Annotated in this window: 20 protein-coding genes and 1 other RNA gene; 12 read left to right on the forward strand and 9 right to left on the reverse strand. The window is 67.9% G+C overall.

The window, feature by feature from the left end:
* Nucleotides 1-7 precede the first annotated feature (7 nt).
* Complete coding sequence (gene nudC, locus ACP69V_RS14305; RefSeq protein WP_426024453.1) at nt 8-928, reverse strand: NAD(+) diphosphatase; 921 nt, start codon at nt 926-928, stop codon at nt 8-10.
* Nucleotides 929-977: 49 nt separating this feature from the next.
* Between nudC and ffs the strand changes: the two genes are divergently transcribed.
* Both ffs and ACP69V_RS14315 read left to right on the forward strand, forming a co-directional pair.
* Nucleotides 978-1071: signal recognition particle sRNA small type (gene ffs, locus ACP69V_RS14310), an RNA gene on the forward strand.
* A 305-nt stretch (nt 1072-1376) separates the two neighbouring features.
* Entirely contained in the window at nt 1377-3218 is a 1842-nt protein-coding gene (locus ACP69V_RS14315) for a DNA polymerase III subunit gamma/tau (protein WP_426024454.1), read from the forward strand.
* Between the two features lie 9 nt (nt 3219-3227).
* On the opposite strand, the gene ACP69V_RS14320 is transcribed toward ACP69V_RS14315, so the two are convergent.
* Together ACP69V_RS14320 and ACP69V_RS14325 are read right to left on the reverse strand one after the other, a co-directional pair.
* Entirely contained in the window at nt 3228-3782 is a 555-nt protein-coding gene (locus ACP69V_RS14320) for an ActR/PrrA/RegA family redox response regulator transcription factor (protein ID WP_426024455.1), read from the reverse strand.
* An 87-nt stretch (nt 3783-3869) separates the two neighbouring features.
* Entirely contained in the window at nt 3870-5339 is a 1470-nt protein-coding gene (locus ACP69V_RS14325) for an ActS/PrrB/RegB family redox-sensitive histidine kinase (RefSeq protein WP_426024456.1), read from the reverse strand.
* Between the two features lie 44 nt (nt 5340-5383).
* On the opposite strand from ACP69V_RS14325, the gene ACP69V_RS14330 reads away from it, so the two are divergent.
* From ACP69V_RS14330 to ACP69V_RS14345, 4 genes are all read left to right on the forward strand, one after another.
* Nucleotides 5384-6007, forward strand: coding sequence for an SCO family protein (locus ACP69V_RS14330; protein ID WP_426024457.1), 624 nt, complete (start codon nt 5384-5386; stop codon nt 6005-6007).
* A 250-nt stretch (nt 6008-6257) separates the two neighbouring features.
* Nucleotides 6258-7538: a polyhydroxyalkanoate depolymerase gene (locus ACP69V_RS14335; protein ID WP_426024458.1), complete on the forward strand. Its 1281-nt coding sequence runs from the start codon at nt 6258-6260 to the stop codon at nt 7536-7538.
* On the forward strand, nt 7504-8223 hold the full coding sequence (locus tag ACP69V_RS14340; protein WP_426024459.1) for a M48 family metallopeptidase: 720 nt from the start codon (nt 7504-7506) through the stop codon (nt 8221-8223). The genes ACP69V_RS14335 and ACP69V_RS14340 overlap by 35 nt, the downstream gene beginning before the upstream one ends.
* A gap of 60 nt (nt 8224-8283) precedes the next feature.
* Entirely contained in the window at nt 8284-8661 is a 378-nt protein-coding gene (locus tag ACP69V_RS14345) for a lysozyme inhibitor LprI family protein (RefSeq protein WP_426024460.1), read from the forward strand.
* A 75-nt stretch (nt 8662-8736) separates the two neighbouring features.
* Here ACP69V_RS14345 and ACP69V_RS14350 read toward each other — a convergent pair whose 3' ends face one another.
* Both ACP69V_RS14350 and ACP69V_RS14355 read right to left on the reverse strand, forming a co-directional pair.
* Complete coding sequence (locus ACP69V_RS14350; protein ID WP_426024461.1) at nt 8737-10833, reverse strand: transglycosylase domain-containing protein; 2097 nt, start codon at nt 10831-10833, stop codon at nt 8737-8739.
* Between the two features lie 106 nt (nt 10834-10939).
* Nucleotides 10940-11890, reverse strand: a complete 951-nt coding sequence (locus tag ACP69V_RS14355; protein ID WP_426024462.1) for an alpha/beta fold hydrolase — start codon at nt 11888-11890, stop codon at nt 10940-10942.
* A gap of 152 nt (nt 11891-12042) precedes the next feature.
* On the opposite strand from ACP69V_RS14355, the gene ACP69V_RS14360 reads away from it, so the two are divergent.
* Nucleotides 12043-13137 (forward strand): Rieske 2Fe-2S domain-containing protein, encoded by a 1095-nt coding sequence (locus tag ACP69V_RS14360; RefSeq protein ID WP_426024463.1) that lies wholly within the window; start codon nt 12043-12045, stop codon nt 13135-13137.
* A gap of 158 nt (nt 13138-13295) precedes the next feature.
* On the opposite strand, the gene ACP69V_RS14365 is transcribed toward ACP69V_RS14360, so the two are convergent.
* Entirely contained in the window at nt 13296-14312 is a 1017-nt protein-coding gene (locus ACP69V_RS14365) for an adenosine kinase (RefSeq protein ID WP_426024464.1), read from the reverse strand.
* A gap of 92 nt (nt 14313-14404) precedes the next feature.
* Here ACP69V_RS14365 and ACP69V_RS14370 point away from each other — a divergent pair, with 92 nt between their 5' ends.
* A complete protein-coding gene (locus ACP69V_RS14370) occupies nt 14405-15271 on the forward strand; it encodes an ATP-grasp domain-containing protein (protein ID WP_426024465.1) in 867 nt (288 codons plus the stop codon).
* Here the strand turns inward: ACP69V_RS14370 and ACP69V_RS14375 are convergent.
* Complete coding sequence (locus ACP69V_RS14375; RefSeq protein WP_426024466.1) at nt 15268-16740, reverse strand: methyl-accepting chemotaxis protein; 1473 nt, start codon at nt 16738-16740, stop codon at nt 15268-15270. The genes ACP69V_RS14370 and ACP69V_RS14375 overlap by 4 nt on opposite strands.
* 147 nt (nt 16741-16887) lie before the next feature.
* Between ACP69V_RS14375 and ACP69V_RS14380 the strand changes: the two genes are divergently transcribed.
* Nucleotides 16888-17355 carry a MarR family winged helix-turn-helix transcriptional regulator gene (locus ACP69V_RS14380; RefSeq protein ID WP_426024467.1) on the forward strand — a complete coding sequence of 156 codons (468 nt, stop codon included), beginning with the start codon at nt 16888-16890 and terminating at the stop codon, nt 17353-17355.
* 37 nt (nt 17356-17392) lie between these two features.
* Here ACP69V_RS14380 and nth read toward each other — a convergent pair whose 3' ends face one another.
* Together nth and ACP69V_RS14390 are read right to left on the reverse strand one after the other, a co-directional pair.
* A complete protein-coding gene (gene nth / locus ACP69V_RS14385) occupies nt 17393-18136 on the reverse strand; it encodes an endonuclease III (protein WP_426024468.1) in 744 nt (247 codons plus the stop codon).
* Nucleotides 18133-19434 carry a flavin monoamine oxidase family protein gene (locus ACP69V_RS14390; RefSeq protein WP_426024469.1) on the reverse strand — a complete coding sequence of 434 codons (1302 nt, stop codon included), beginning with the start codon at nt 19432-19434 and terminating at the stop codon, nt 18133-18135. The genes nth and ACP69V_RS14390 overlap by 4 nt, the downstream gene beginning before the upstream one ends.
* A gap of 134 nt (nt 19435-19568) precedes the next feature.
* Between ACP69V_RS14390 and ACP69V_RS14395 the strand changes: the two genes are divergently transcribed.
* The 3 genes from ACP69V_RS14395 to ACP69V_RS14405 are packed head-to-tail and all read left to right on the forward strand — an operon-like array spanning nt 19569 to nt 22914.
* The gene (locus ACP69V_RS14395) at nt 19569-20675 is read left to right on the forward strand and encodes an HlyD family secretion protein (RefSeq protein WP_426024470.1); all 1107 of its coding nucleotides are present in this window, start codon (nt 19569-19571) and stop codon (nt 20673-20675) included.
* Complete coding sequence (locus ACP69V_RS14400) at nt 20672-22294, forward strand: DHA2 family efflux MFS transporter permease subunit (protein WP_426024471.1); 1623 nt, start codon at nt 20672-20674, stop codon at nt 22292-22294. Before ACP69V_RS14395 ends, ACP69V_RS14400 begins: the two co-directional genes overlap by 4 nt.
* Nucleotides 22294-22914, forward strand: coding sequence for a TetR/AcrR family transcriptional regulator (locus tag ACP69V_RS14405; protein WP_426024472.1), 621 nt, complete (start codon nt 22294-22296; stop codon nt 22912-22914). Before ACP69V_RS14400 ends, ACP69V_RS14405 begins: the two co-directional genes overlap by 1 nt.
* The last annotated feature ends 4 nt before the right edge of the window (nt 22915-22918 follow it).

Genomic DNA, 22918 nt, shown 5'->3' on the forward strand with positions numbered 1-22918 from the left:
CATCTGTCTATGCCTCCTCCGCCCAGGCCTTGATCAGGCTGTGGGCGATGGCGAAGGGCGGCGGGGCCTGGATGGTGGAGTGCTCACCGGCCAGCACCGCGCGTGCCTCGGCCCGGGTCAGCCAGGCGACGGATTCCAGCTCGGTCTGGTCGGGTCGGGCCTGGTCGTCCGACACCTCGGCGATCAGGCCGATCATCAGTTGTGACGGGAAGGGCCAGGGCTGGCTGGAGTGATAGGCGGTGGCGATCACGGTCAGGCCGGCCTCTTCCTGGACCTCGCGGGCGCAGGCCTCCTCGATGGATTCACCGGGCTCCAGAAAACCGGCCAAGGCCGACATCCGCCCCTCGGGCCAGGCCGCCTGACGGCCCAGCAGGCAGATGGGTTCGGCTCCGCCCTTATAGACCGGCAGCATGATGGTGACCGGATCGACGCGCGGGAAATGTTCGGTCCCGCAGGCCGGGCAGCGGCGCTTCCATCCGCCCGAGGCGCTCTCGCTCAACGTGCCGCAGTTGGCGCAGAAACCATGCTTGCGCCGCCAGTCGAACAGGCTCTTTGCCCCGCCCGCCATGGCCGCATCCGCCGCCGGCAGGATCGCCGCTGCCGAGCGCAACTCCTGAAAGGCGCCGACGCCGGCCAGCGGCCCGTCGGTGGGATCGATGGAGCCTTCGAACTCGATGGCGAAGACGGGCGCCGCATCCCACAGGCCCAGAAAGACATCGCGATCCGGAACGATGTCGCGCGCGTGTTTCAGCGACAGCCAGGCCAGGCGCGGCCCGTCGGCCGTCTCCTCGATCAGGGGACGGCCTTCCCACAGGACCATGGCCTGGGCCTCGGGATTGGCCTCCTGCCGGGCCAGCCATTCGGGATCGTTGCGCAGGTCGCCGGCGCGATCGAGCGGATTGCCGGCGAAGGTGTTCTGATGGGCCATGCGGGTTTTGTAGCTCTTGATTCCGACGGCCGCACCCGTCATATCTCCGCTCGGAGATCGCGGGCGAAGGTTTCGCCAACTTGGTCAGGGCCGGAAGGCAGCAGCCACAACGAATTCCCCTTCGGGTCGCGGTCTCTACTTCTCTTTCTTTTTTGCGCTAACGCTCGCGACGCGGTCGCTCGCTGCTTTAGCGCGTTTGGTGCGCTATCGCTCGCGACGGCGGCTCGCTGCTTGACCGCAATTGTGCCCGCGTCTCCTCCCCACTTGTGGGGAGGGGGACCGCGAAGCGGTGGAGGGGCTCTTGAAGTCCCACAGGCGCCTGTGATGCGGTGCAGAACCCCTCCGTCACGGCGCGAAGACGCGCCGCGCCACCTCCCCGCAAAGCAGGGAGGAGACGAGGGCCGAGAATCACTTCTACCCGTCCCCTACCCGCTGTAAGACTTCTCGCATGACGGACAGCGACACGAATCTCGACGGCCCGCCTTGGGAAGAGGACGAGGTCGTTCAGCGCGACGAGAACACCGACGACATGTTCGGCGCACCCGCTGCGACGCCTGAGCCGGTCGCGGCGCCCGTCGTGGCCAAGCCCGCCCATGCCGACGTCGAGGCCCATGTTGATGACGGGGCGGCCTATCAGGTGCTGGCGCGCAAATATCGGCCGCGCACCTTCGAGGATCTGATCGGACAGGAAGCGATGGTCAGGACTCTGACCAACGCCTTCGCCACCGGCCGCATTGCCCACGCCTTCATGCTGACCGGGGTTCGAGGGGTCGGCAAGACGACCACCGCCCGCCTCTTGGCCCGCGCCCTGAACAACGAGACGGAGACCATCGACCGGCCGTCGCTGACCTTGACCGCCCACGGCCGGCACGACGCCGCCATCATGGCGGGTCAGCACATGGACGTGATGGAGATGGACGCCGCGTCGCACACCGGCGTCAACGATATCCGCGACATCCTGGAGAGCGTTCGCTACGCCCCCGTCGAGGCCCGCTACAAGGTCTATGTGCTGGACGAGGTCCACATGCTGTCGACGCAGGCGTTCAACGCCCTGCTGAAGACGCTGGAGGAGCCGCCGCCCCACGCCAAGTTCATCTTCGCCACCACCGAGATCCGCAAGGTGCCGGTGACGATCCTGAGCCGCTGCCAGCGCTTCGACCTGCGCCGGGTGGAGCCGGAAATCCTGGTCGAGCACCTGGGCCGGATCGCCGATCGCGAAGGCATGAAGATCGAGACCGACGCCCTGGCCCTGATCTCGCGCGCGGCCGAGGGGTCGGTGCGCGACGGCCTGTCGTTGCTGGATCAGGCCTTGGTCCAGGCCGAGCGGGGTGAGACGGTCAAGACCGAGACGGTGCGCGACATGCTGGGCCTGGCCGACCGCAGCCAGACCATCGCCCTGTTCGAAAGCGTCATGGCCGGGCGCACGCCCGAGGCGCTGGAGACCTTCCGCACCCTGTACGGCTTCGGCGCCGATCCGGTGCAGGTGACAAACGACCTGCTGGAGCATTGCCACGCCGCCTCGGTGGCCAAGATGCTGGGGCCGAACGCGACGCGCCTGCCCAATGACCAGGCGCAGAAGCTGGCGGCTCTGGGCGCGGCCATTCCGGCGGCGACCCTGTCGCGCACTTGGCAGATGCTGCTGAAGGCGCTGGACGAGGTGCGACGCGCGCCCAATCCGGCCGATGCGGTCGAGATGGCCATCGTCCGCCTGGCCTATGCCGCCGACCTGCCCGGGCCGGAGGAGGCGCTGAAACGGCTGCAGTCGGGCGAACCGCTGGGCGGCGGCTCGGCGCCTCGGGGTAGCGGGGGCGGGGGCGGCGGGGGCGGAACATCGGCGCAACTGGCCGCTCGCCCCGTCATGGCCTCCGCCCTGCCCGATCCGCAGACCTTCGAACAGGTCGTCGCCCTGATCGGCGAGAAGCGCGAGGTCGGGCTTCAGATGGATGTGGAACGGTATGTGAAGCCGGTCTCGTTCAAGCCCGGCGCCATCGTCTATGAAAGCGTCCAGGGGGCGCCGATCGAGCTGGCGCGCAAACTGTCGGCGCGCCTGCGCGAATGGACCGGGCGCACCTGGCTGATCGCCGCCAACGGCCAGGGCGGCGCCGAGACGGTCATCGAACGCCAGAAAAAGGATCGCGCCGCCGAACGCGCCGAGGTCGAGGCCAACCCCTTCATCAAGGCGGTGATGCTGGCCTTCCCCGGCGCCAAGCTGGGCGAGATCAAGACCATCGCCCCGACCGTGGTCACCCCGGAAATCCCCGACGTGGTCGAGGACGACGACGAGGACTGAGGCGCGGCTTTACCGCGGCGCGCGCTTGGCGAGGATGCGTTGCAGGGTGCGGCGGTGCATGCCCAGGCGGCGGGCGGTTTCCGAGACATTGTGGTCGCACAGCTCGTAGACGCGCTGGATATGTTCCCAGCGGACCCGGTCGGCGCTCATGGGATTTTCGGGCGGCTCGGGCGAATCGCCGGTGGCCAACAGAGCCTTGACCACGTCATCGGCGTCGGCGGGCTTGGACAGATAATCGACGGCGCCGGCCTTGACCGCCGCGACCGCCGTGGCGATGGCGCCGTAACCGGTCAGCATGACGATGCGGGCGTCCTCGCGCTTTTCGCGCACGGCCTCGACGATCTTCAGGCCATTGCCGTCCTCCAGCCGCATGTCCAGCACGGCGAAGGCCGGGGCCTTGTCGCGCAGCAACTGGGTCGCCTCGGCGACGGACTCGGCGGTCGTCACCTGAAACCCGCGCGCCTCCAGCGCCCGCCCCATGCGGGTGCGCAGGGCCTGGTCATCGTCCAGCAGCAGCAGGGACTTGTCGGGCAGGGCGGCGATGCGGGCTTCTAGTTCGGACATGCGTTTCTCTCCTGCCGCTTCAAGTCGGGACGGGTAGCGTGTGGGTCAAGGCCAAGGTTCCGCCTGCGACGCTAAGCCCTAATTCGGTCATGTCGCGACCTCCAGCGCCGGTCGCGCCCAGCGCACGGCAACCCGGGCGCCGCGTGACGCCCCCTTGGCCTCGGACTGAGCAAGCCCTTGGCCCACGCTGACCGAGCCGCCGGTGCGTTCCAAAAGGGTGCGGGCGATGAAGAAGCCCAGGCCCATGCCGCCCTGACTGGGGGCGATGGGCGTGTCCGCCGTAGGGCGGCGTTTGGACGGACGGGCGGCGGCGGCGATCTGGGCGGCCAGGGCCTGGCGGGCCTTGCCCTGGGGCCGGCTGGTCACATAGGGCTCGCCCAGGCGGGGCAGGATGTCGCTGGCGAAGCCGGGACCGTCGTCGAGAATGTCGATCTCGATCCAGCCGGCGTCCACCACGGCCTGGACCCTCACGGTGGTCGCGGCGAAGTCGGCGGCGTTCTCGACCAGGGTGGACAGGCCGTGGACCACCTCGGGCAGGCGGCGAACGCGCGGGGCGGGCTGGCCGGGCGGGGTCTTCACCAGCACCTCGAACGCCAGGTCGAAGCCGCGGTGGGGTTCCACCACCTCTTCCAGCAGGGCCTTCAACGACACATCGGCATAGAGGGCGTCGTCGCCCTCGGGCTGTTGCGACAGCTGGGTCAGGATGCCCCGGCACCGTTCGGCCTGTTGCAGGATCAGGGCGGCGTCCTCGGCCGCGTCGCTGTCGGGGGGCGAGGCGCGCTGAAGCTCCTTGGCGACGACCTGAATGGTCGCCAGCGGCGTGCCCAGCTCATGCGCCGCCGCCGCCGCCAGACCGCCCAGGGCCGCCAGTCGTTGCTCGCGTTGCAGCACGTCCTGGGTCGTGGCCAGGGCCAGTTCCAGCTTCTCGGCATCGGCCGCCACCCGCCAGGCGTATCCGGCGGTGAAGACCACCCCGGTCACCAGGGCCATCGCCATGCCCAGCCGATACAAGGTCGGCAGGTGGAAGTTCTCGTGCGGGCGCCACGGCAGCGGCTCGGACCAGAAGAACAGCACCCCGACCGCGATCAGGGCCAGCAGACCCAGCATCAGGGCCTGACGCCCCGGCAGGGCCGCCGCCGCGATGGTCACGGGCGCGACCAGCAGCAGGCAGAAGGGGTTCTCCAGACCGCCGGTCAAACCCAACAGAATCCCCAGCTGGAAGATGTCGAAGCCCAGGTGGATCGCCGTCAGGCGACCGTCCGGCAGGCTGGCGTCAAGCCGCCGCACCCGCGCCATGGCCCCCACGTTCACCGCCGCGCTGATGGCGATGACGATCAGGCACGGCCAGAGCGGCAGGGGGAAATGCAGCCCCTGATACGCCGTCAGGATCGCCGCGCTCTGACCCACGATGGTCAGCCAGCGCAGCACGATCAGGGTCCGCAGCGAAAAGCCGCGCCCGCGACGCGGCGCGTCACTCCACCCGTCCAGCGGCTCGGAAGCCAGACGTTGGGGGGATGATGCGCCATGCGGCGCCATGCGGGCTTCTGTCGAGGTCACACCGCTTCTATAGACCGATCACATCCGTTTCGTGAGAGGCCGTCATGCCGCGTCGTTCCATCCTGCTGTTCGCGGGCGCCTGTATCGCCATCGCCGTGGCCCTGGCCATCATCACCGTGGTGGTTGTGAGCGGCCGCACGCCGGCGTCGAACGGCGCCGAGATCACATCGACCGGCCAGCCCCTGGTCGGCGGCGACTTCCAACTGGTGAACCAGGATGGACAGCCGGTCGATCAGACGATGATGAACGGCAAGTGGAGCCTGGTCTTCTTCGGCTTCACCTATTGCCCCGAGTTCTGCCCCACGACCCTGGCGGAAATGGCCGTCGTGCAGCAGCGGCTGGGCGAAAAGGCCAAGGATCTGCAGATCGTCTTCGTCAGCATCGATCCCCAGCGCGACACGCCCCAGGCGCTGAAGGACTATCTGTCGTCCGACGGCTTTCCCAAGGGGACCATCGGCCTGACGGGCACGCCGGAACAGGTGGCGACGGCGGCCAAGGCTTACCGCGCCTTCTACGAGAAGGTCGGCGAGGGTGAGGCCTATACGATGAACCACTCCCTGACCGTCTATCTGATGGGACCGGACGGCAAGTTCCGCACCGCCGTCGCCTATGGGATGGGGCCGGACAAGACGACCAAGATCATCGAGGACGCCATCGCGCGGGGGTAAAGCCTCACTGGTCGTCATCCTAGGCCTTGTGCCTAGGATCCATAGACTCGAACGCGGCGTTGATGCTCAGACGCCAGCCGCCAGACCTTTTTGACACCGGGAGTCTGGATCCTAGGCACAAGGCCTAGGATGACGGGGTGTAGTTCGAGCGCGTCCGACTAAGGGCTATTCCGTCGCCTCATAATCCTTTTGCAGGGTGATGCATTATATGTTGCCCTGCACAAACGGCGATGGGCCGTAACGGATCGTCATGCTCTACGCATTTCATGAACTCGCCTACCAATCGGCCCTGCCGTTCCGGGTCGGCGCCCAGATGGCTCGGACCTTCTGGACCTCGCCCTTCAATCCGGCGGCGGACACCGCGATCGGGCGCACCGCCTACGCCTCGGCCGAACTGTTCGAGAGCGTCACGCGGCGGTACGGCAAGCCGGACTGGAAGCTGGAAACCATCGATATCGGCGGCAAGACCGTCCGCGCCACCGAACAGGTGATCTGGCAGAGCCCCTGGTGCCGCCTGGTCCGGTTCGCGCGCAATATCGGCGACCTGAAGCGCGCCGGAAAACCCGTCGCCGCGCCCGCCGTCCTGATCGTCGCGCCCCTGTCGGGCCACTACGCCACCTTGCTGCGCGGCACGGTCGAGGCCTTTCTTCAGGACCACGACGTCTATGTCACCGACTGGATCAACGCCCGCCAAGTTCCGGTGCTGGAGGGTCGGTTCGACTTCTTCGACTATATCGACCATGTGCGCATGATGCTGGCCGAGATCGGCGGGCGCGCCCATGTCGTCGGCGTGTGCCAGCCCGGCCCGCCGGTCCTGGCGGCCGGCGCCGTGATGGCCGAAGACGGCGACGAGAACCGCCCCCTGTCCATGACCTTCATGGGCTCGCCCATCGACGCGCGCCTGTCGCCGACCGTGACCAACCAGCTGGCGCAGGAAAAGCCCTTCACCTGGTTCAAGTCGAACATGATCCACACCGTGCCCCTGCCCTATTCGGGCTTCGGGCGACGGGTCTATCCGGGCTTCGTCCAGCTCTACAGCTTCATGTCGATGAACGAGGCGCGCCACCGCGACGCCCACTGGGACTATTTCAACAGCCTGATCGACGGCGACGGCGACGGTGTCGACAAGCACGAGGAGTTCTACGACGAATATCTGTCGGTGCTGGACCTGACCGAGGAATTCTACCTCCAGACCATCGACATCGTCTTCCAGCAGCATCTGCTGGCGCGCGGCCTGTTGGAGCATCGCGGGCGCAAGGTCGATCTGTCCAAGATCACCGACATCGGCCTGATGACCGTCGAGGGCGAGAAGGACGACATCTCCGGCGTCGGCCAGACCCAGGCCGCGCACGGTCTGTGCCCCAACATCCCGGAGGATCGCCGCGTGCTCTATGTCCAGCCCGGCGTGGGCCATTACGGCGTGTTCAACGGCCGTCGCTTCCGTGACGAGATCTATCCCCGCGTCCGCGATTTCATCGCCCAGAACGAGGCCGTCGGTGGCGTACCGCAACGATCAGCGGCTGCCGCTTGACGAAGGGGGCGGGCCTGGTCCCGTCCTGAGACTGTCCGTCAATCCGCGCGCCCGGCGCCTGTCGGTGCGGATCGATGCGCGGGCGGGCGAGGCCGTGGTCATCGCCCCGACCGAGCGTGGCCTGACCCAGGCCGTCGCCTTCGCCCGGACCAAGGCCGTCTGGATCAGCCAACGGCTGGCGGTCCGCCCAAAGGGTCGGCCGCTGGAGCCGGGACAGGTCATCTCCCTGCGCGGCCGTCCCGTGCGGCTGGAGGCCGTGCCCGGCGCAGGGGCCGCACGCCTGGTCGAGGAAGGCACGATCATCCGTTCGGGCGGCGAGGGCGAGGCCTATGCGCGGCGTGTCGAGAATCTGCTGAAGCGCGAGGCGCGCGACACCCTGCTGGAACGCACCGACCATCATCTGCGCGCCCTGGGCCAAAAGCCGGTGAAGATGTCGATCGCCGACACCCGGTCGCGATGGGGCTCGTGCAGCCCACACAACCGCACCATCCGCTATTCCTGGCGCGTGATCATGGCCCCGCCGCCGGTCATCGACTACCTCGCCGCCCACGAGGTCGCCCACCTGGTCCACGCCGACCACAGCCCGGCCTACTGGTCCGTGGTCGAACGTCTGGTCGGGGATCACAAGCCTTGGCGCAAATGGCTGAAGGACTACGGCGGCGCCCTGCACGCCGTGGGGCGATAGGCGGCGGAAACTCCGTCGGCCAGGCGCGTTTCATCACAGCCACGCCATTCAGGAACACCCATGAAAACGATGATCACCCTATCGGTCGCGCTCGGCCTCACTGTCGCCGCCGCGTCGTCCGCCAGCGCCCAGTCACAGGCGACGATGAACGCCAACGCCGCTCAGGGCATGCAGAGGGCGGATCGGGCGCTGAACACCCAGTATGCTGCAACGATGGGGCGGTTGTCGCCGGCCAGCCGCACCCTGTTGCGCACAGCTCAGCGCACCTGGATCAGCTTCCGCGATCAGCAATGCCGTTTCGAGGCTTCGGGCGTGCAAGGCGGCTCCGCCTATCCGATGGTGCATTCGACCTGCGTCGCACGTCTGACGACCGAGCGTACCCGCCAACTGCGGACCCTGAGCCAATGTCAGGAAGGCGACCTGTCCTGCCCCCGCTGACGCAGGCCTGAAATATGTAAAGGGAGGCGACCGCCTGGTCGCCTCCCTTTTTCTTGTTCGCCGCAGGGGACGGAATCAGAAGAACAGGGCGTCGCCCTTGCGTTCGGGCGGCTGTCGCCCGTCCGGCTGCGAGGCCGGCCCATCACGAGGCGCGGGCTGGGGTTGGCCCTGTCGCACGAACGGCGGGTTGGAGGACGGCTGCTGGATCGGCGCCTGCGGGTCTTCGACATAGGGTTCGCCCAGCAGAGGATCGACCGGCTCCACCGGCAGGCCGTTCTGGTCCAGACCGCTCATCAGGTCGCCGACCGGATCGGGCGCGACCCAGCCCTCGGGCATGGCCGGGCCGTCGGGGATGCGCGGGGCGTTCAGGCGCGCCAGGGCCGCCTCCATGAAGCCCTTCCAGATGGCGGCGGGCGACGAGCCGCCGGTCACGCCGCGCATGGCGGTGTTGTCGTCCTTGCCGACCCAGACGGCGGTGACGAAGCCGCCAGTGTAGCCGACGAACCAGGCATCCTTGTAGTCCGAGGTCGTGCCGGTCTTGCCCGCCAGGTCGCGGCCAGAGATCGCCGCCGAACGGCCAGAACCGCTGGAGACCACGCCCCGTAGCATCTGGTTCATGTAATACAGCGACGGATTGTTGATCGCCTGGCCGCTCTGGCCCGTCTGGCGCTGATAGATGACGCGGCCCTGGGGCGTGCGGATGCGGCTGATGCCATAGGCGTCGACGCGGCGTCCGCCGTTGGCGAAGGCGTCATAGGCGGTGGCCATCTCAAGCGGCGAGACCTCCACCGCGCCCAGGGCCATGGCCGGCTCCAGGCCGATGCGGCTTTCGATGCCCAGGCGCCGCGCGGCGCGGGCCACGCTATCGCGGCCGACCTGATCGGCGACATAGGCGGCGACCGTGTTGGTGGACTGGGCCACGGCCTGAGCCAGGGTCATGTTGCCGCTGAAGGTCCCGGAATAGTTGCGGGGCGACCAGTTGCCGATGGTGATCGGCTGATCGACCACCGGGGTCTGGGGCGTATAGCCGGCCTCGACCGCCGCCAGATAGACGAAGGGTTTGAAGGCCGAACCCGCCTGCCGTTTCGCATCGACGGCGCGGTTGAACTGGCTATCGGCATAGGAAGCGCCGCCGATCATGGCGCGCACCCGGCCGTCGCCGTCCAGGGCGACCAGGGCCGCCTGCTGCACGCCCTTGCCTTCGTCGCGGTCCAGGATGCGGCGGACCGACCGCTCGGCTGAGGTCTGCAGCGTCAGGTCCAGCGTCGTCTCGACCACCATGTCCTCGGTCGGTTCGCCGACCAGGCTGCGGATCGACTTGTCCAGCCAGTCGATGAAATACTGGGCGTGCTGGGTCGCAAGCGTCCGCGAGACGATGACCGGCTGGGTCACGGCCTGTTCGCGTTGGGCGGCGGTGATGACGCCGGACTCTTCCATCTCGTTCAGGACGACGGTGGCGCGGGCGGCGGCGCGCTCGCTCTCGGACACCGGGGAATAGCGCGACGGCGCCTTCAGCAGGCCGGCCAGCAGCGCGGCCTCGCCCACGGTCAGGTTCTTGGCCGACTTGTCGAAATAGCGTTGCGACGCCGCCTCGATCCCATAGGCGCCGGCGCCGAAATAGACCCGGTTCAGATACAGGGCCAGGATCTCCTGCTTGGAGAATTTCATCTCCAGCCAGACGGCCAGCATCAGCTCCTGCACCTTGCGGCGCATGTTCTGGTCGGGCGTCAGGAACAGGTTCTTGGCCAGTTGCTGCGTCAGGGTCGAACCGCCCTGAACCACGCGGCCGGCGCGCATGTTCGTCACCATGGCGCGGGCCATGCCGATCGGGTCGAAACCAGGGTGATTGTAGAAGCGACGGTCCTCGATGGCGATGAAGGCCGCCGGCACATAGTCGGGCAGGCTGTCGAGATCGGCGGGCGGCGCCATCTGCGTCCCGCGCGTGGCGATCAGGGCGCCGTTGCGGTCCAGATAGGTGATCGAGGGCTGGCGATCGACCTGGTACAGGCTCGACGTGTCCGGCAGACCGCGCGCGAAGACGGCGAAGAAGACGACCAGGAAGATCAGCCCCCAGACCGCCAGCACCGCGCTCCAGTAGAACAGCCGTTGCCAGGCCGACCGGCGGGGCCTGCCCTGCGCCTGTTGTCCGCCCCCGTTACCTGGACCCGCCATGACTATCCTTCAGATGCCGCTCTGGGCGGGTTTTCGTTCAGAGGCTGTGTATCGCGTATGAACGACCGCCGAAACGGTCCCACCGACTTCACGGGATCGTGAGCGGCTATTTCGCCGAAAGAAAGGCGTCCAGGTCGGCGTAGAAGGCCTGCGGCTGGTCGAACATGATGAAGTGGGCGCTGTCGTCGATGCGCTTCAGTTCGACGCCTTTCAGATTGGCGAACGAGGCCTGATAAATGGCGTCGGTGATCTGGGGCGTCATGCGCGCATCGTTGAACTTGACGTACAGCACCTCGGTCGGGGCGGTGATCTTCGACAGTTCGGGACGCAGGTCGGTGGCGACCAGTTCGCGGAAGGCGGCGGCGGAGACCTTCTGGTCGCTGGTCCGCATGTCCTCCAGCGCCTCTGCGCGGCGGCTTTCGGTGTTGATCATGCCGTTGATGCTGGTCGTGGCCTGGGCGACATAGGTCTCGCGCGGGCTGTTCGCCTGTGCGGCCCATATCTGGTCGGCGACCGGGGTCACGCTCTCGGCCGTCGCGCCGGGCGCTGCGAACATCGCCCCCATGAAGGGGATCATGTCCACGACCATCAGCTTGCCCACGCTGTCGGGATGGCGTGCGGCCAGCATCAGGCCGATCGTCCCGCCCATCGAATGTCCGACCACGGCCGGCTTGATCAGCCCGTTCTCGCGAATGTAGCGGGCGATTTCCTCGGCGACTGGCGCCGCCACGGGACTGGGCGTCGCGCCCTGGGCGTTGCCCTCGGCCGGCGCGCCGGCGAAGCCCTGGACGTGGATGCGGTGAACGCGCCAGCCCACGCCGTCCTGCGCCGTCAGATGATCCACCGTCCCCTGCCAGATCTCGGGCGAGGAGCTGAGGCCGGGGATCAGGATGATATCGCGCCCGTCGGTGTCGCCATCGACGCGGACATGGATCCGGTCGGAGGCGAAAGCCGCATGGCTGTGGCCATGTTCGGGGTGCGTCCCGTGGCCGTCCTGGGCCGAGACGATAGCCGGCGCGCCCAACATGGCGGCGGCGATGGCGAGGATGCGGAACATGGCGAAACTCCCTTGGACGACCTGAGCGGCGTTCTTCGGACAAGACATAACCTCGCCGAGACAGACAGGGGAAGGGTCTATGGCGGCGACGCCCGCGCTGTTAAACAGCGCAGATGACCGCCGCTCCCGTTCAGCCTACTCAAGCCCCCTCTATGGCCGAAGCCGCCCCGTCCAAGGCGGGCGTCAGTCCGTTCGGCAAGGGGTTCGTCACAGACGCCTGGTATTTCGTCGCCCTTGGCCGCGACGTCGCGGCCGCCAGCCTGAAACGCTACGAGATCATGGGCGAGCCGGTGCTGGTCGGCCGCACCCGCGCGGGCCAGGTCTATGCGATGCGCGACATCTGTCCCCACCGCGCGGCGCCCCTGTCGGCGGGGAAACTGGTCGACAAGCCCGGCGAGGGCGAGACGGTCGAATGCCCCTATCACGGCTGGCGGTTCCGCACTGACGGGGTCTGCGCCGCCATTCCGTCCCTGGTCGAGGATCAGGCGTTCGAGGCGAACCGTATCCGCGTGCGGTCCTATCCGGTGCGCGAGAGCCAGGGAATCGTCTTCGTCTGGATGGCGTCGGACGCGCGCAATCCGATGGCGCCGGACCACGAGCCGCCGGTCTTCCCCGGCGTGGTCGGCGGCGAGGCCAAACTGGTCGAGGCGATGGATTTCGACAGCCATATCGACCACGCCGTCGTCGGCCTGATGGACCCGGCCCACGGCCCCTACGTCCACCAGCAATGGTGGTGGCGGTCAGAGCATTCGATGCACGAGAAGGCCAAGGCGTTCGCGCCGACCGAGTTCGGCTGGGCCATGGTGCGCCATGCGCCGTCGTCGAACAGCCGCCTCTACAAGATCCTGGGCGGAGCGCCGGCGACCGAGATCACCTTCCGCCTGCCCGGCTTCCGCTGGGAGCATATTCAGGTGGGCGAAAAACAGGTCCTGGCCCTGACCTGTTTGACGCCGATCACGGACACCAAGACCCGGATCACCCAGATCTTCTGGTCCGACCACTGGGTGTTCGACCTGGCCAAACCCTTCCTGCGGATGGGGGTGGTGGCCTTCCTGAAACAGGATGGCGGCATGGTGAACCTGCAGAACGAGGGCTTGCGCTACGACCCCGCCCTGATCTGGATCGACGACGCCGACAGACAGGCGAAATGGTACCAGCAGCTGAAACGCGAATGGGCCAAGAGCCGCGCCGAGGGGCGGGCGTTCCAGAACCCGATCCAGCCGGTGACGCTGAGGTGGAAGAGCTGAAAGCCATGTCCTTCTCCCCTCGGGGGAGAAGGTGGCCGAGCGTAGCGAGGTCGGATGAGGGGGCTGGTTCCGCAGCCCGGATCTAACCATCACGAGGCGGATAGATACCCCTCATCCGAGGCCTTCGGCCCCACCTTCTCCCCCAAGGGGAGAAGGGGTTAAATCTTCAACCCGGCGTCACCGGCCAGATCGGCCAGTTTCACCATCGGGCGCGGGCCCCAGTGGGCGATGACTTCGGACGCGGCCAGCGAGCCCAGCTTGCCCGCCTCTTCCAGCGTCAGGCCGCGCGCGACGCCCAGCAGGAAGCCAGCGGCGTACTGGTCGCCGGCGCCGGTGGTGTCGATCACCTTGGCGACGGGATAGGCGGCGACCACGACGCGCTCGTCGCCCTTGATCACCACCGAGCCGTGTTCGCCGCGCGTCACGGCGGCGATCTCGACGATGGCGGCCAGTTTGGCGGCGGCGGCGTCGAAGTCATCGGTCTCGAACAGGGCGCCCAGCTCCGCCTCATTGGCCAGGACGATATCAGCCGACTGTTCGATGAAGCTCAGCAGCTCGGCGCGCCAGCGGGCGACGACGAAGGTGTCGGACAGGGTGATGGCGACCTTGCGGCCCGCCTTGTGGGCGGCGGCAGCGGCGCGTTCGAAGGCGGCGCGGGCCGGGGCCGGGTCGAACAGATAGCCTTCCAGATAGACGATCTGGCTGGCGCCGATCAGGGCCTCGTCGATGTCGTCGGCGTACAGCTGGTTGGCGGCGCCCAGGAAGGTGGCCATGGTGCGCGCCCCGTCCGACAGGACGTTGATCAGGCAGCGGCCGGTGCCGAAGCCGCGCTCGGCCCCGCCGGTCAGGACCGGGGTGTCGAAGTGGACGCCCGCTGCGCGGATGTCGTGGCTGAACACCTCGCCCAGCGTATCGTCGGCGACCTTGCCGATATAGGCCGCGCGACCGCCGAACGAGCCGACGCCCGCCACGGTGTTGCCGGCCGATCCGCCCGAGGCCTCGACGCCCGGCGCCATGGCGTCATACAGGGCGGCGCTGCGCTCGGCGTCGACCAGCTGCATGGAGTTGGGGGCCAGGTCCTGGGCCGTCAGGAAGGCGGCGTCGCAGGGGCTGAGGACATCGACGATGGCGTTGCCGACGGCGCAGACGTCATATTGGGCGGTGTTCTGGGTCATGGTCGCGCCTTAGCGGTTGCAGGCTCCGACGTCACCCGAAAACATATAAGGAAGCCCTTATATGCGTCGGCGGGTTGCGATAGGCAGGCGTCATGACCCAGATCGCCGTCCTGACCCCCGATCCGTCCGACCGCACCTATATCGGCCGCTGGCCGGAGGTGCTGGAGCGGCTGAAGGCGACGCTGGAAAGCACAGGCGCGACGGTTTCACCGACGCCCTGGACCGATCACGTGGAGGACGCCTCCGGTCTGGCGGCCTATGACCTGATCCTGCCGGTCATCGCCTGGGGCTATCACCGCGACCACGCCCGCTGGCTGAAGGCCTGCGCGACCTGGACCGAGGCGGGCCTGCCGGTAGCGAATCCGGCCTCGGTGCTGGGCTGGAACTCGGACAAGGCCTATCTGGCGCGACTGGCCGACAAGGGGGTGCCGATACCGCCGACCCGATGGAGCGACGGCATGACCCAGACCGAGCTAGACGCCGCCTTCGCCGAGACCGGCGCGCCGGTGCTGATCGTCAAGCCGACCGTGTCGGCCGGGGCGTTTCGCACCCTGCGCCTGACGCCGGGCGAGGTTCTGACCGATGCGCCGGAGGGCGCGGCGATGATCCAACCCTATCTGAGATCGATCGAGACCGAGGGCGAGACCTCGCTGCTGTTCTTCGGCGGCCGGTTCAGCCACGCCGTCAACAAGCGGCCCGTGCCCGGCGATTTCCGCATCCAGATGCAGTTCGGCGGCCTCTATACGGCCGTGACGCCGGACGACGACGCCATGACCCTGGCGCAGCAGGTGCTGGCCGCCATCGACGAGCCTCTGCTGTACGCCCGCATCGACCTGGCGCGCGACGACGCCGGGGCCTGGGTGCTGATGGAGGCCGAACTGATCGAGCCCGACTTCTATCTGGACCACGACCCGGCGAACGGCGCCGGCTTCGCCCGCGCCGTTCAGGACCGGGTCTAGAAGCTTTCCCAGTCGCCGCCTGCGCCGCCGACGACCAGGCGCGGTCTGGCGGGCGCGGTCCTGGCGAAGGCCTCGATACGGGCCTGGGCCTGGCGGATCGGCGCCGGCGCCGCGCCCTCGCTGACCTGGAACCGGCCCACGAGCTGCGCCATGTCGGCCGCCTCGCGGTTCAGGTTCAGGCTGGCGGCGGTCGATTGCTCGACCATCGCCGCGTTCTGTTGTGTGACCTGGTCCATCTCGTTGACGGCCGTATTGACCTCGGCCAGGGCCAGAGCTTGCTCCTGGGTCGAGGCGCGGATCTCGCCCATCAGATGGGTGATGTCGTTGATGCGCTGAGCGATGCCGGAAAGGGCTTCACCGGACTGGCGCACCAGGGAGACGCCGTCCTTGACCTGCGCCCCGCTGGCGGAAATCAGGGTCTTGATCTCTCGCGCCGAGTCCGCCGAGCGCTGGGCCAGGGCCCGCACTTCCGAGGCCACGACCGCAAAGCCGCGACCAGCCTCACCGGCTCGGGCCGCTTCAACGCCCGCGTTCAGGGCCAGCAGATTGGTCTGGAAAGCGATCTCGTCGATGACGCCGATGATCTGGCTGATCTGGGTCGAGGACGCCTCGATCTCGCCCATCGCCGTAATGGCGCGCTGGACGACGCCGCCGCCGGTTTCGGCCTGGGCGCGCGTCTGGGTCACGACCGTGTCGGCGGCCTGGGCGTTATCGGCCGCCTTGCGGACGGTGGCGGTGATTTCATCCAGGGCGGCGGCTGTCTCTTCCAGCGTCGCGGCCTGGCGTTCGGTGCGGCGCGACAGGTCCTCGGCGGCGCTGCTGATCTCGCCGGCGCCGGACTGCATCGAACCCGCGTTGCTGCGAATGACGGCGACGGCTTGGTCCAGGGCGCCCATGGCGCGATTGAAGTCTTCGCGCAGTACGGCGTAATCGCCAGGAAAGGCCTCGTCGATACGATAGGACAGGTCGCCCGCCGCAAGGGCAGACAGGCCTTGTCCCGTGGCCTTGACGATCAGGGCCTGCACCTGAGCCGCCATTTGCTCCGCCTCGACGCGACGCTGACGCTCCGCCTCGACCGCCGTCACGTCAATGGCGAACTTGACGACCTTGTAGGGTTTTCCATCGACATCCATGATGGGGTTGTAGCTGGCTTCGATCACCGCGCGGGCGCCGCCCTTGCCGTAGCGGACGAACTTGCCGGCGACGAACTCGCCGGCGTTCAGCCTGCGCCACAGGTCGGCGTAGTCTGGCGAGGCCGCCTCGGCAGGGTCCACGAAGATCCGGTGATGCCGACCCTGAACCTCGTCCAGGCCATAGCCGACAACGGCGAGGAAGTTGGGATTGGCCGTGACGATCGTGCCATCCAGCTCGAATTCGATCACCGCCTGGACGCGCCCAAGGGCCGCGACCATCTCGCGCATTTCCTGAAGCTCTTCCGCGTCGCGGCGTCTTTGGCGGTTGCCGAACATCTGCAGGTTCCTTCTGAACAAGGTCGCCGGCAGTAGGGCTATCTACCTAACAAATGATTATATCAGAGTTGGTATATTTTTGAGTTTCGATGGAACCGATCGCCTCGGTTCTTTTTGGCCCGTGCGAAGCGTGTTCTAAAGACTGTCATGGCTTCCCACTCACGCGCCGAGGGACGTATTCCCGACCTGGAGATCGACGCCCAGTTGTGCCTGGCTCTGCAAACGAGCAGCAGTCTGGTGACGCGTCTTTATCGGCGCCTGCTGGACCCCTTGGGCCTGACCCATCCGCAATACCTCATCCTTCTTGCCCTATGGGAGACGGAAGGTCCCGTGACCATGGGCGAGGTCGGCCGCCGCACCCACATGGAAACGGGCGCCCTGACCCCCCAGGTCAAGAAGATGGAGGCCGCCGGACTGCTGGACCGTCAGCGGGACGAAAGGGACGAGCGCAAGGTCTGGGTCCAGCCCACCGCTGCGGCCTGGGGTCTGAGGCCGCAGGTTCTGGACGTTCGACGCGAGGTCGTGGACCGTCTGCCGCTTTCCGAGCCGCAGATCGCCCAACTGCGCGATCTTCTTCAGAAGATGATCGCCGATCTGGAAGCGAGCGAGACCTGAGCGAGCCGCCCTTGGCTTTTCGGCCGCACGCTGGCCTCTAGGCCACCTCGCCCAACGCCATCAGCCCCGCACGCGACGGACACAGGTCGGCGATGAGGCAGGACAGGCATTTGGGCTTCTTCGCCGTGCAGGTGTAGCGGCCGTGCAGGATCAGCCAGTGGTGCGCCTTGGGCAGCCAGTCTTCCGGCACGACCTTGAACAGTTGGGCCTCCACCTTGTCCGGCGTTGCGGCGTTGGCCAGGCCCAGCCGGTGCGAGACACGGAACACATGGGTGTCCACGGCGATGGCCGCCTCGATCCCCAGTTCGTTCAGCACCACCGACGCCGTCTTGCGCCCCACGCCGGGCAGGGCCTGAAGATCGGCGCGGTTCAGCGGGACCTCGCCCCCATGCTGCTCCAGCACGATGCGGCTCAGGGCGATCACGTTCCTGGCCTTGCCGCGATAAAGGCCGATCGAGGCGATGTAGGGAACAAGCCCCTCTTCCCCCAGGGCCAGCATCTTTTCCGGGGTGTCGGCGACCTTGAACAGCCGATCGGTCGCCTTGTTCACCGATACGTCCGTGGCCTGGGCCGACAGTGCGACGGCGACGACCAGGGTGTAGGGATTGGAGAAGTTCAGCTCTGTCTTGGGGTCGGGCATGACGCCGGACAGGCGTTCGAAGATGGTCTCGACCCGGTCTTCGTCCGGCGGCCAGCGCAGCACGGGAATGGCCGCGCCGGTCATGATGGACGGGCGTTTCGCGGGCTTTGCAGCAGGCTTCCTGGCCTTGGCGGGCTTCATGCCTCGCTGTCGCCGTCGTCGCGACGCGGGTCAAGACCCAGGGTGATCAGGGCCGCATAGGCCGCCCGCCGCCCCTCCATCCAAGCGCCGTGCGCCGTACCGTAATAGACCGGGGCCGTGGCCTCGCCGGCCAGGAAGATCCTGTCCTCGACCGCAGTGCGGAGTTTCGCCCGGTCCGCTGCATGGCCCGGCAGAGCGTGGGAATAGGCGCCGCGCGACCAGGGATCGACACCCCATCCGCTGACCGCGACCGCCTCCAGCCGTCTGCGCATGTCCGAGCCCAGGGCCGCGACCAGTTCGGACAGGGCGAAGTCGAACAGGGCGGCCGGGCCTTGCGCCTCCAGCCCCCACGCCAGGTCGGCGCCGAAATAGGCCTCGATCATCGGCCGCCCGAACGGCCGCAGGTGATAGCCGCCGGTCTCGGCGGTGTCCGTCCGCGTCCACAACTGGGTGTCGGGCTGGAAATCGCCCGCGCCGCGCACCGTCATATGCACCTTGGACGCCAGGCCCAGGGGCACGCCCGCCGTCGCCTCCAGCAGGGCGGGAACCGGCGGGTCGATGCGGACGGTCTCGCTGGCGATCAGACTGTTGGGCACGGTCAGGATCACGATTCGCGCGGTCAGTTCGCCGCGACTGGTCTCCAGCCGCAGCAGGGGGCCCGAACGGTCGATCCGCCGCACGGCGCAGTCCGTCACCGTGACCGACAACATGGCTTCGCCCAGCCGCGCGATCAGTCGGCCATAACCCTCGCGCACCCGCCAGTTCACGCCGGTGTCGCCATAGGCGTCATAGTCCAGGCTGGAAACCTCGGCGAAACGCGCGCCGTTCAGGGCGCCGGAGATGGCGTCCATCCGGGCGTTCCAGCGGCTGTCGGGATCGAAGAAGTCGGAGGCCGGCCGATCTTCGCCCCGCGCGGCCGCCTCGGTCACGCGCTGATCGAAGGCGGCGAAGGCCTCGCCGAACACGTCCTGATCCGCACGCGTCATCTCGTGATCGAAGGCCTGGGTGCGCCACGGCGGCGGGGTCTGGTCCAGCGTCAGCCCCTCGGCCTCGACCCGGCCGGCCAGGACATTGTCGTCGGCCGAGTGCAGCCAGCCACAGCCCATGTCCAGGCCCTCGCCCTCGGTCCTGATCGTCCAGGCGCGCCCGCCGATCCGCTCGCGGGCCTCCAGCACCAAGATCGACAAGCCCGGCCGCATGAGGTGGCGCGCGGCGGCGATCCCGGCCGCGCCGGCCCCGATCACGACGACATCGACCTGGGACGGAAGGGGATTCGAGGCCTTGGGAAAATCGGTCATGCGGCGGGAAAGATACACGAAATCCCCCGCCGCCGTGGAAGCGTTCGAACATTCACACGATTGGACATTGATTTTTGGACGGCGGGGTCCATTTTAGCGCCGCTTCAAAACGTCGCACCCTCCCCGGATGTCCAATGTCGCCTGAACTCAAGAAACGCCTGCCGCTGTTCGCGGCGGTCATCGTCGGCCTCGCCCTGATCGTGGGGGGCGTCATCTGGTGGGTGAACGGCCAGCGGTGGGAGACCACCGACAACGCCTTCGTCCAGGCGGACACGACCCTGGTCAGCCCGCAACTGTCCGGGCGCGTGACCGAGGTTCTGGTCGGCGACAACCAACGGGTCGAGGCGGGACAGATTCTGGTCAAGCTGGACGATTCCGACCAGAAGGCCGAACTGGCCCAGGCCGAAGCCAATCTGGCCGCCGCCATCGCGGCCGTCGGCCATGTCGACGCCCAGGCCGAGCAGGAACAGGCGACCATCGCCGCCCGCGCCGCCTCCGTCGCCCAGGCGAACGCCCAGGCCGGCCTGGCCCGCGCCGAGGTCGATCGCTACGGCAAGCTGGCCGAACAGGGCTGGGTGTCGCAGCAGCGGATCCAGACCGAGCGCGCCTCGGCCGCCACCGCGACCGCCGGGGTGCAGCAGGCCCAGGCCGCCCTGGTCGCCGAACAACGCACCGCAGGCGTGCTGGGCTCGACCCGCCAGCAGAGCGTCGCCGCCGTCGAACAGGCCCGTGCCGTCGTCGATCAGGCCCGCATCGCCCTGGAGCGCACCGTCATCCGCGCCCCCGCCGCCGGCGTGGTCGGCGCCCGAAGCGTCCGCGCCGGCCAGTACGTCAATGCGGGGACCCAGTTGCTGTCGATCGTGCCCCTGACCCAGACCTATATCGTCGCCAACTTCAAGGAGACGCAGCTGGACAAGGTGCGTCTGGGCCAGACCGTCGAGATTTCGGCCGACGCCTTCCCCGGCCGCAAGATCGAGGGCCGGGTCGACAGCTTCGCCCCCGCCACCGGCTCGGAGTTCGCCCTGATCCCGGTCGAGAACGCCACTGGCAACTTCACCAAAATCACCCAGCGCGTGCCTGTGCGGATCGTGGTCAGCGGCGCCGACCGCAGTCTGGCGCTGCGTCCCGGCCTGTCGGTGGACGTCAAGATCGACCTGAAGAGCCAGGGCGGCCAGAGCTTCGGCGAAGCCGTGATCGGGGCCGCCCCCTCATCCACCGCTCCGGGAGCCGCAGGCCAGTGACCGCCGCCGTCCCCGCCGCAGATGGCGGGGCCCCTGCCGCGGTTTCCGCTGCGGGTGGGGGCCCCGTCGCCGGCCATCCCGAGATCAACTGGACCATGCTGCTGCTCGGCTTCGCCGGCATGGTGGTGGGCCAGTTCATGGCCATCCTGGACATCCAGATCGTCGCCGCCTCCCTGCCCCAGATCCAGGCCGGCGTCGGCGCCTCGGCCGACGAAATCAGCTGGATCCAGACGGCCTATCTGATCCCCGAGGTGGTGATGATCCCGCTGTCGGGCTTTCTGTCGCGGCTGTGGGGGACGCAGCGGCTGTTCCTGGCCTCGTGCGCCGGCTTCGTGCTGATGAGCATCGCGACCGGCCTGTCGTCGTCCATCGACATGATGATCCTGTTCCGCGCCATTCAGGGCTTCGTCGGCGGGGCCATGATCCCGACCGTCTTCGCCGTCGCCTTCACCGCCTTCCCGCCGGACAAGCGGGTCACGGCCAGCGTGGTCATGGGCCTGATCGTCACCCTGGCGCCGACCGTCGGCCCGACGCTGGGCGGACACCTGACCGAGTGGCTGAGCTGGCGCTGGCTGTTCTTCATCAATGTCGGTCCCGGCCTGCTGGTGCTATTCCTGGTCGGGCGTTACGGCAACTTCGACAAGGGTGATCCGACGCTGGCGAAAGGGTTCGACTGGTTGGGCCTGGGCTTCATGGCCGCCTTCCTGATGTCGATGCAGTTCGTGCTGGAAGAAGGGGCCAAGAACGACTGGTTCGACGACACCCATATCCTGCTGCTGGCGGTGGTCGCGGCCGTCGCCGGGCCGGTGTTCATCTGGCGGTCCCTGACCTATCGCCAGCCGATCGTGGAGTTGCGCGCGTTCGGCAACCGCAACTTCCTGGTCGGCTTCATCATGACCTTCATCGTCGGTTTCGCCCTGTTCGGCGGCACCTTCCTGTTGCCGTTGTTCCTGGGCCGGGTGCTGCACTATTCCTCGTCCGAGGTGGGCACCACCATGGTTGTCTCGGGCCTGGCCATGTTCGCCACCGCTCCGTTTGCCGGGCGACTGGTGCGCAAGATGGATGCGCGCATCCTGATGTTCGGCGGCTTCATGCTGTGCGCCTGGGGCATGTGGGAGGCGCGGGTCGTCACCCAGAACTGGGGCTTCTGGGAGTTCGCCTCCGTCCAGGCTTTCCGGGGCGTGGGCGTCATGCTGGCCATGATCGCCTCGCAACAGGTGACGATGGCGACCCTGCCGCCGCACATGGTCAAGAACGCCTCGGGCCTGGTGAACTTGGCGCGCAACGTCGGCGGCGCCTTCGGCCTGGCGATCCTGAACACCAGCCTGACCACCAACACCGCCCTGCACATGGCCGAATTGACCAGCGCCATCAGTGAAGGCGATCAGGCGATGCGGCAGATGCTGGCGGGAATGGCCTTGCGCTTCTCCGGCTCCATCGACCCGGCCGCCTCGGCGATGAAGGCCGTCTATGGCATTCTGCAACGGCAGGCGACGACTATGGCGTTCGGCGACGCCTTCGCCCTGTTGGGCATCCTCTGCGCCGGTGCGGCCTTCGTCACCCTGGCGGCCCAGCCGGTGAAGACCCAGGCGGGCGCGCCGCCCTCGGACGTCCACTGATGGCGCGCCGTCGCGGGCAGGTCGATGAAAAGAAGAGCGAGGCGATCCTGGACGCCGCCGCGACCCTGTTCGCCGACAAGGGGCTGCAGGCCAAGATGGACGAGATCGCCAAACTGGCCGGCGTCTCCAAACAGACGGTCTACAACCGCTTCGCCTCCAAGCTGGAGATCGCCCAAGCCCTGGCGAGCAAGCGCGTCGAGGACATCATCGCCCCCCTGCGCGGGACCGGCGATCCGCAGACGGTGCTGGAGACCCTGGCCCTGACCCTGCTGAACCGGGTGTGCAGCGCCGACAAGGTGGGCTCGATGCGGGGCGTGGCCCTGGTGTCCGTCGAGGCGCCCGAGATCGCCCACGCCATCTATGAGGCCGGGCCGCGTCGCAGCCTGAAGGAAGTGTCGCTGTGGCTGGCGGAACAGTCACGGCTGGGCCGTCTGACCGTCGCCGATCCCGACGAGGCGGCCGAGATGTTCTCAGGGTTGGTGCTGGGCCACGGCCACCTGCGCGCCATGCTGGACGTGCCGCAACTGGCCCCCGAGAAGCGCGCGGCGCGGGCCAGGGAGGCGGCCCGTATCTTCGTGGTCGCCCATGCTCCGCGTCCGTCCATGGCGAAGACTTCTTGACCCC

It is taken from the genome of Brevundimonas sp. PWP3-1b1 (assembly GCF_049896065.1).
Classification (GTDB): Bacteria; Pseudomonadota; Alphaproteobacteria; order Caulobacterales; family Caulobacteraceae; genus Brevundimonas; species Brevundimonas intermedia_B.

What these genes read in the sequence shown, in the direction of transcription:
- nudC (WP_426024453.1), bottom strand. Translation starts at nt 928, where the DNA reads ATGGCCCATCAGAACACCTTCGCCGGCAATCCGCTCGATCGCGCCGGC.
- ACP69V_RS14335 (WP_426024458.1), top strand. Translation starts at nt 6,258, where the DNA reads ATGCTCTACGCATTTCATGAACTCGCCTACCAATCGGCCCTGCCGTTC.
- ACP69V_RS14350 (WP_426024461.1), bottom strand. Translation starts at nt 10,833, where the DNA reads ATGGCGGGTCCAGGTAACGGGGGCGGACAACAGGCGCAGGGCAGGCCC.
- nth (WP_426024468.1), bottom strand. Translation starts at nt 18,136, where the DNA reads ATGAAGCCCGCCAAGGCCAGGAAGCCTGCTGCAAAGCCCGCGAAACGC.
- ACP69V_RS14365 (WP_426024464.1), bottom strand. Translation starts at nt 14,312, where the DNA reads ATGACCCAGAACACCGCCCAATATGACGTCTGCGCCGTCGGCAACGCC.
- ACP69V_RS14390 (WP_426024469.1), bottom strand. Translation starts at nt 19,434, where the DNA reads ATGACCGATTTTCCCAAGGCCTCGAATCCCCTTCCGTCCCAGGTCGAT.
- ACP69V_RS14315 (WP_426024454.1), top strand. Translation starts at nt 1,377, where the DNA reads ATGACGGACAGCGACACGAATCTCGACGGCCCGCCTTGGGAAGAGGAC.
- ACP69V_RS14360 (WP_426024463.1), top strand. Translation starts at nt 12,043, where the DNA reads ATGGCCGAAGCCGCCCCGTCCAAGGCGGGCGTCAGTCCGTTCGGCAAG.
- ACP69V_RS14330 (WP_426024457.1), top strand. Translation starts at nt 5,384, where the DNA reads ATGCCGCGTCGTTCCATCCTGCTGTTCGCGGGCGCCTGTATCGCCATC.
- ACP69V_RS14375 (WP_426024466.1), bottom strand. Translation starts at nt 16,740, where the DNA reads ATGTTCGGCAACCGCCAAAGACGCCGCGACGCGGAAGAGCTTCAGGAA.
- ACP69V_RS14405 (WP_426024472.1), top strand. Translation starts at nt 22,294, where the DNA reads ATGGCGCGCCGTCGCGGGCAGGTCGATGAAAAGAAGAGCGAGGCGATC.
- ACP69V_RS14355 (WP_426024462.1), bottom strand. Translation starts at nt 11,890, where the DNA reads ATGTTCCGCATCCTCGCCATCGCCGCCGCCATGTTGGGCGCGCCGGCT.
- ACP69V_RS14395 (WP_426024470.1), top strand. Translation starts at nt 19,569, where the DNA reads ATGTCGCCTGAACTCAAGAAACGCCTGCCGCTGTTCGCGGCGGTCATC.
- ACP69V_RS14345 (WP_426024460.1), top strand. Translation starts at nt 8,284, where the DNA reads ATGAAAACGATGATCACCCTATCGGTCGCGCTCGGCCTCACTGTCGCC.
- ACP69V_RS14320 (WP_426024455.1), bottom strand. Translation starts at nt 3,782, where the DNA reads ATGTCCGAACTAGAAGCCCGCATCGCCGCCCTGCCCGACAAGTCCCTG.
- ACP69V_RS14370 (WP_426024465.1), top strand. Translation starts at nt 14,405, where the DNA reads ATGACCCAGATCGCCGTCCTGACCCCCGATCCGTCCGACCGCACCTAT.
- ACP69V_RS14380 (WP_426024467.1), top strand. Translation starts at nt 16,888, where the DNA reads ATGGCTTCCCACTCACGCGCCGAGGGACGTATTCCCGACCTGGAGATC.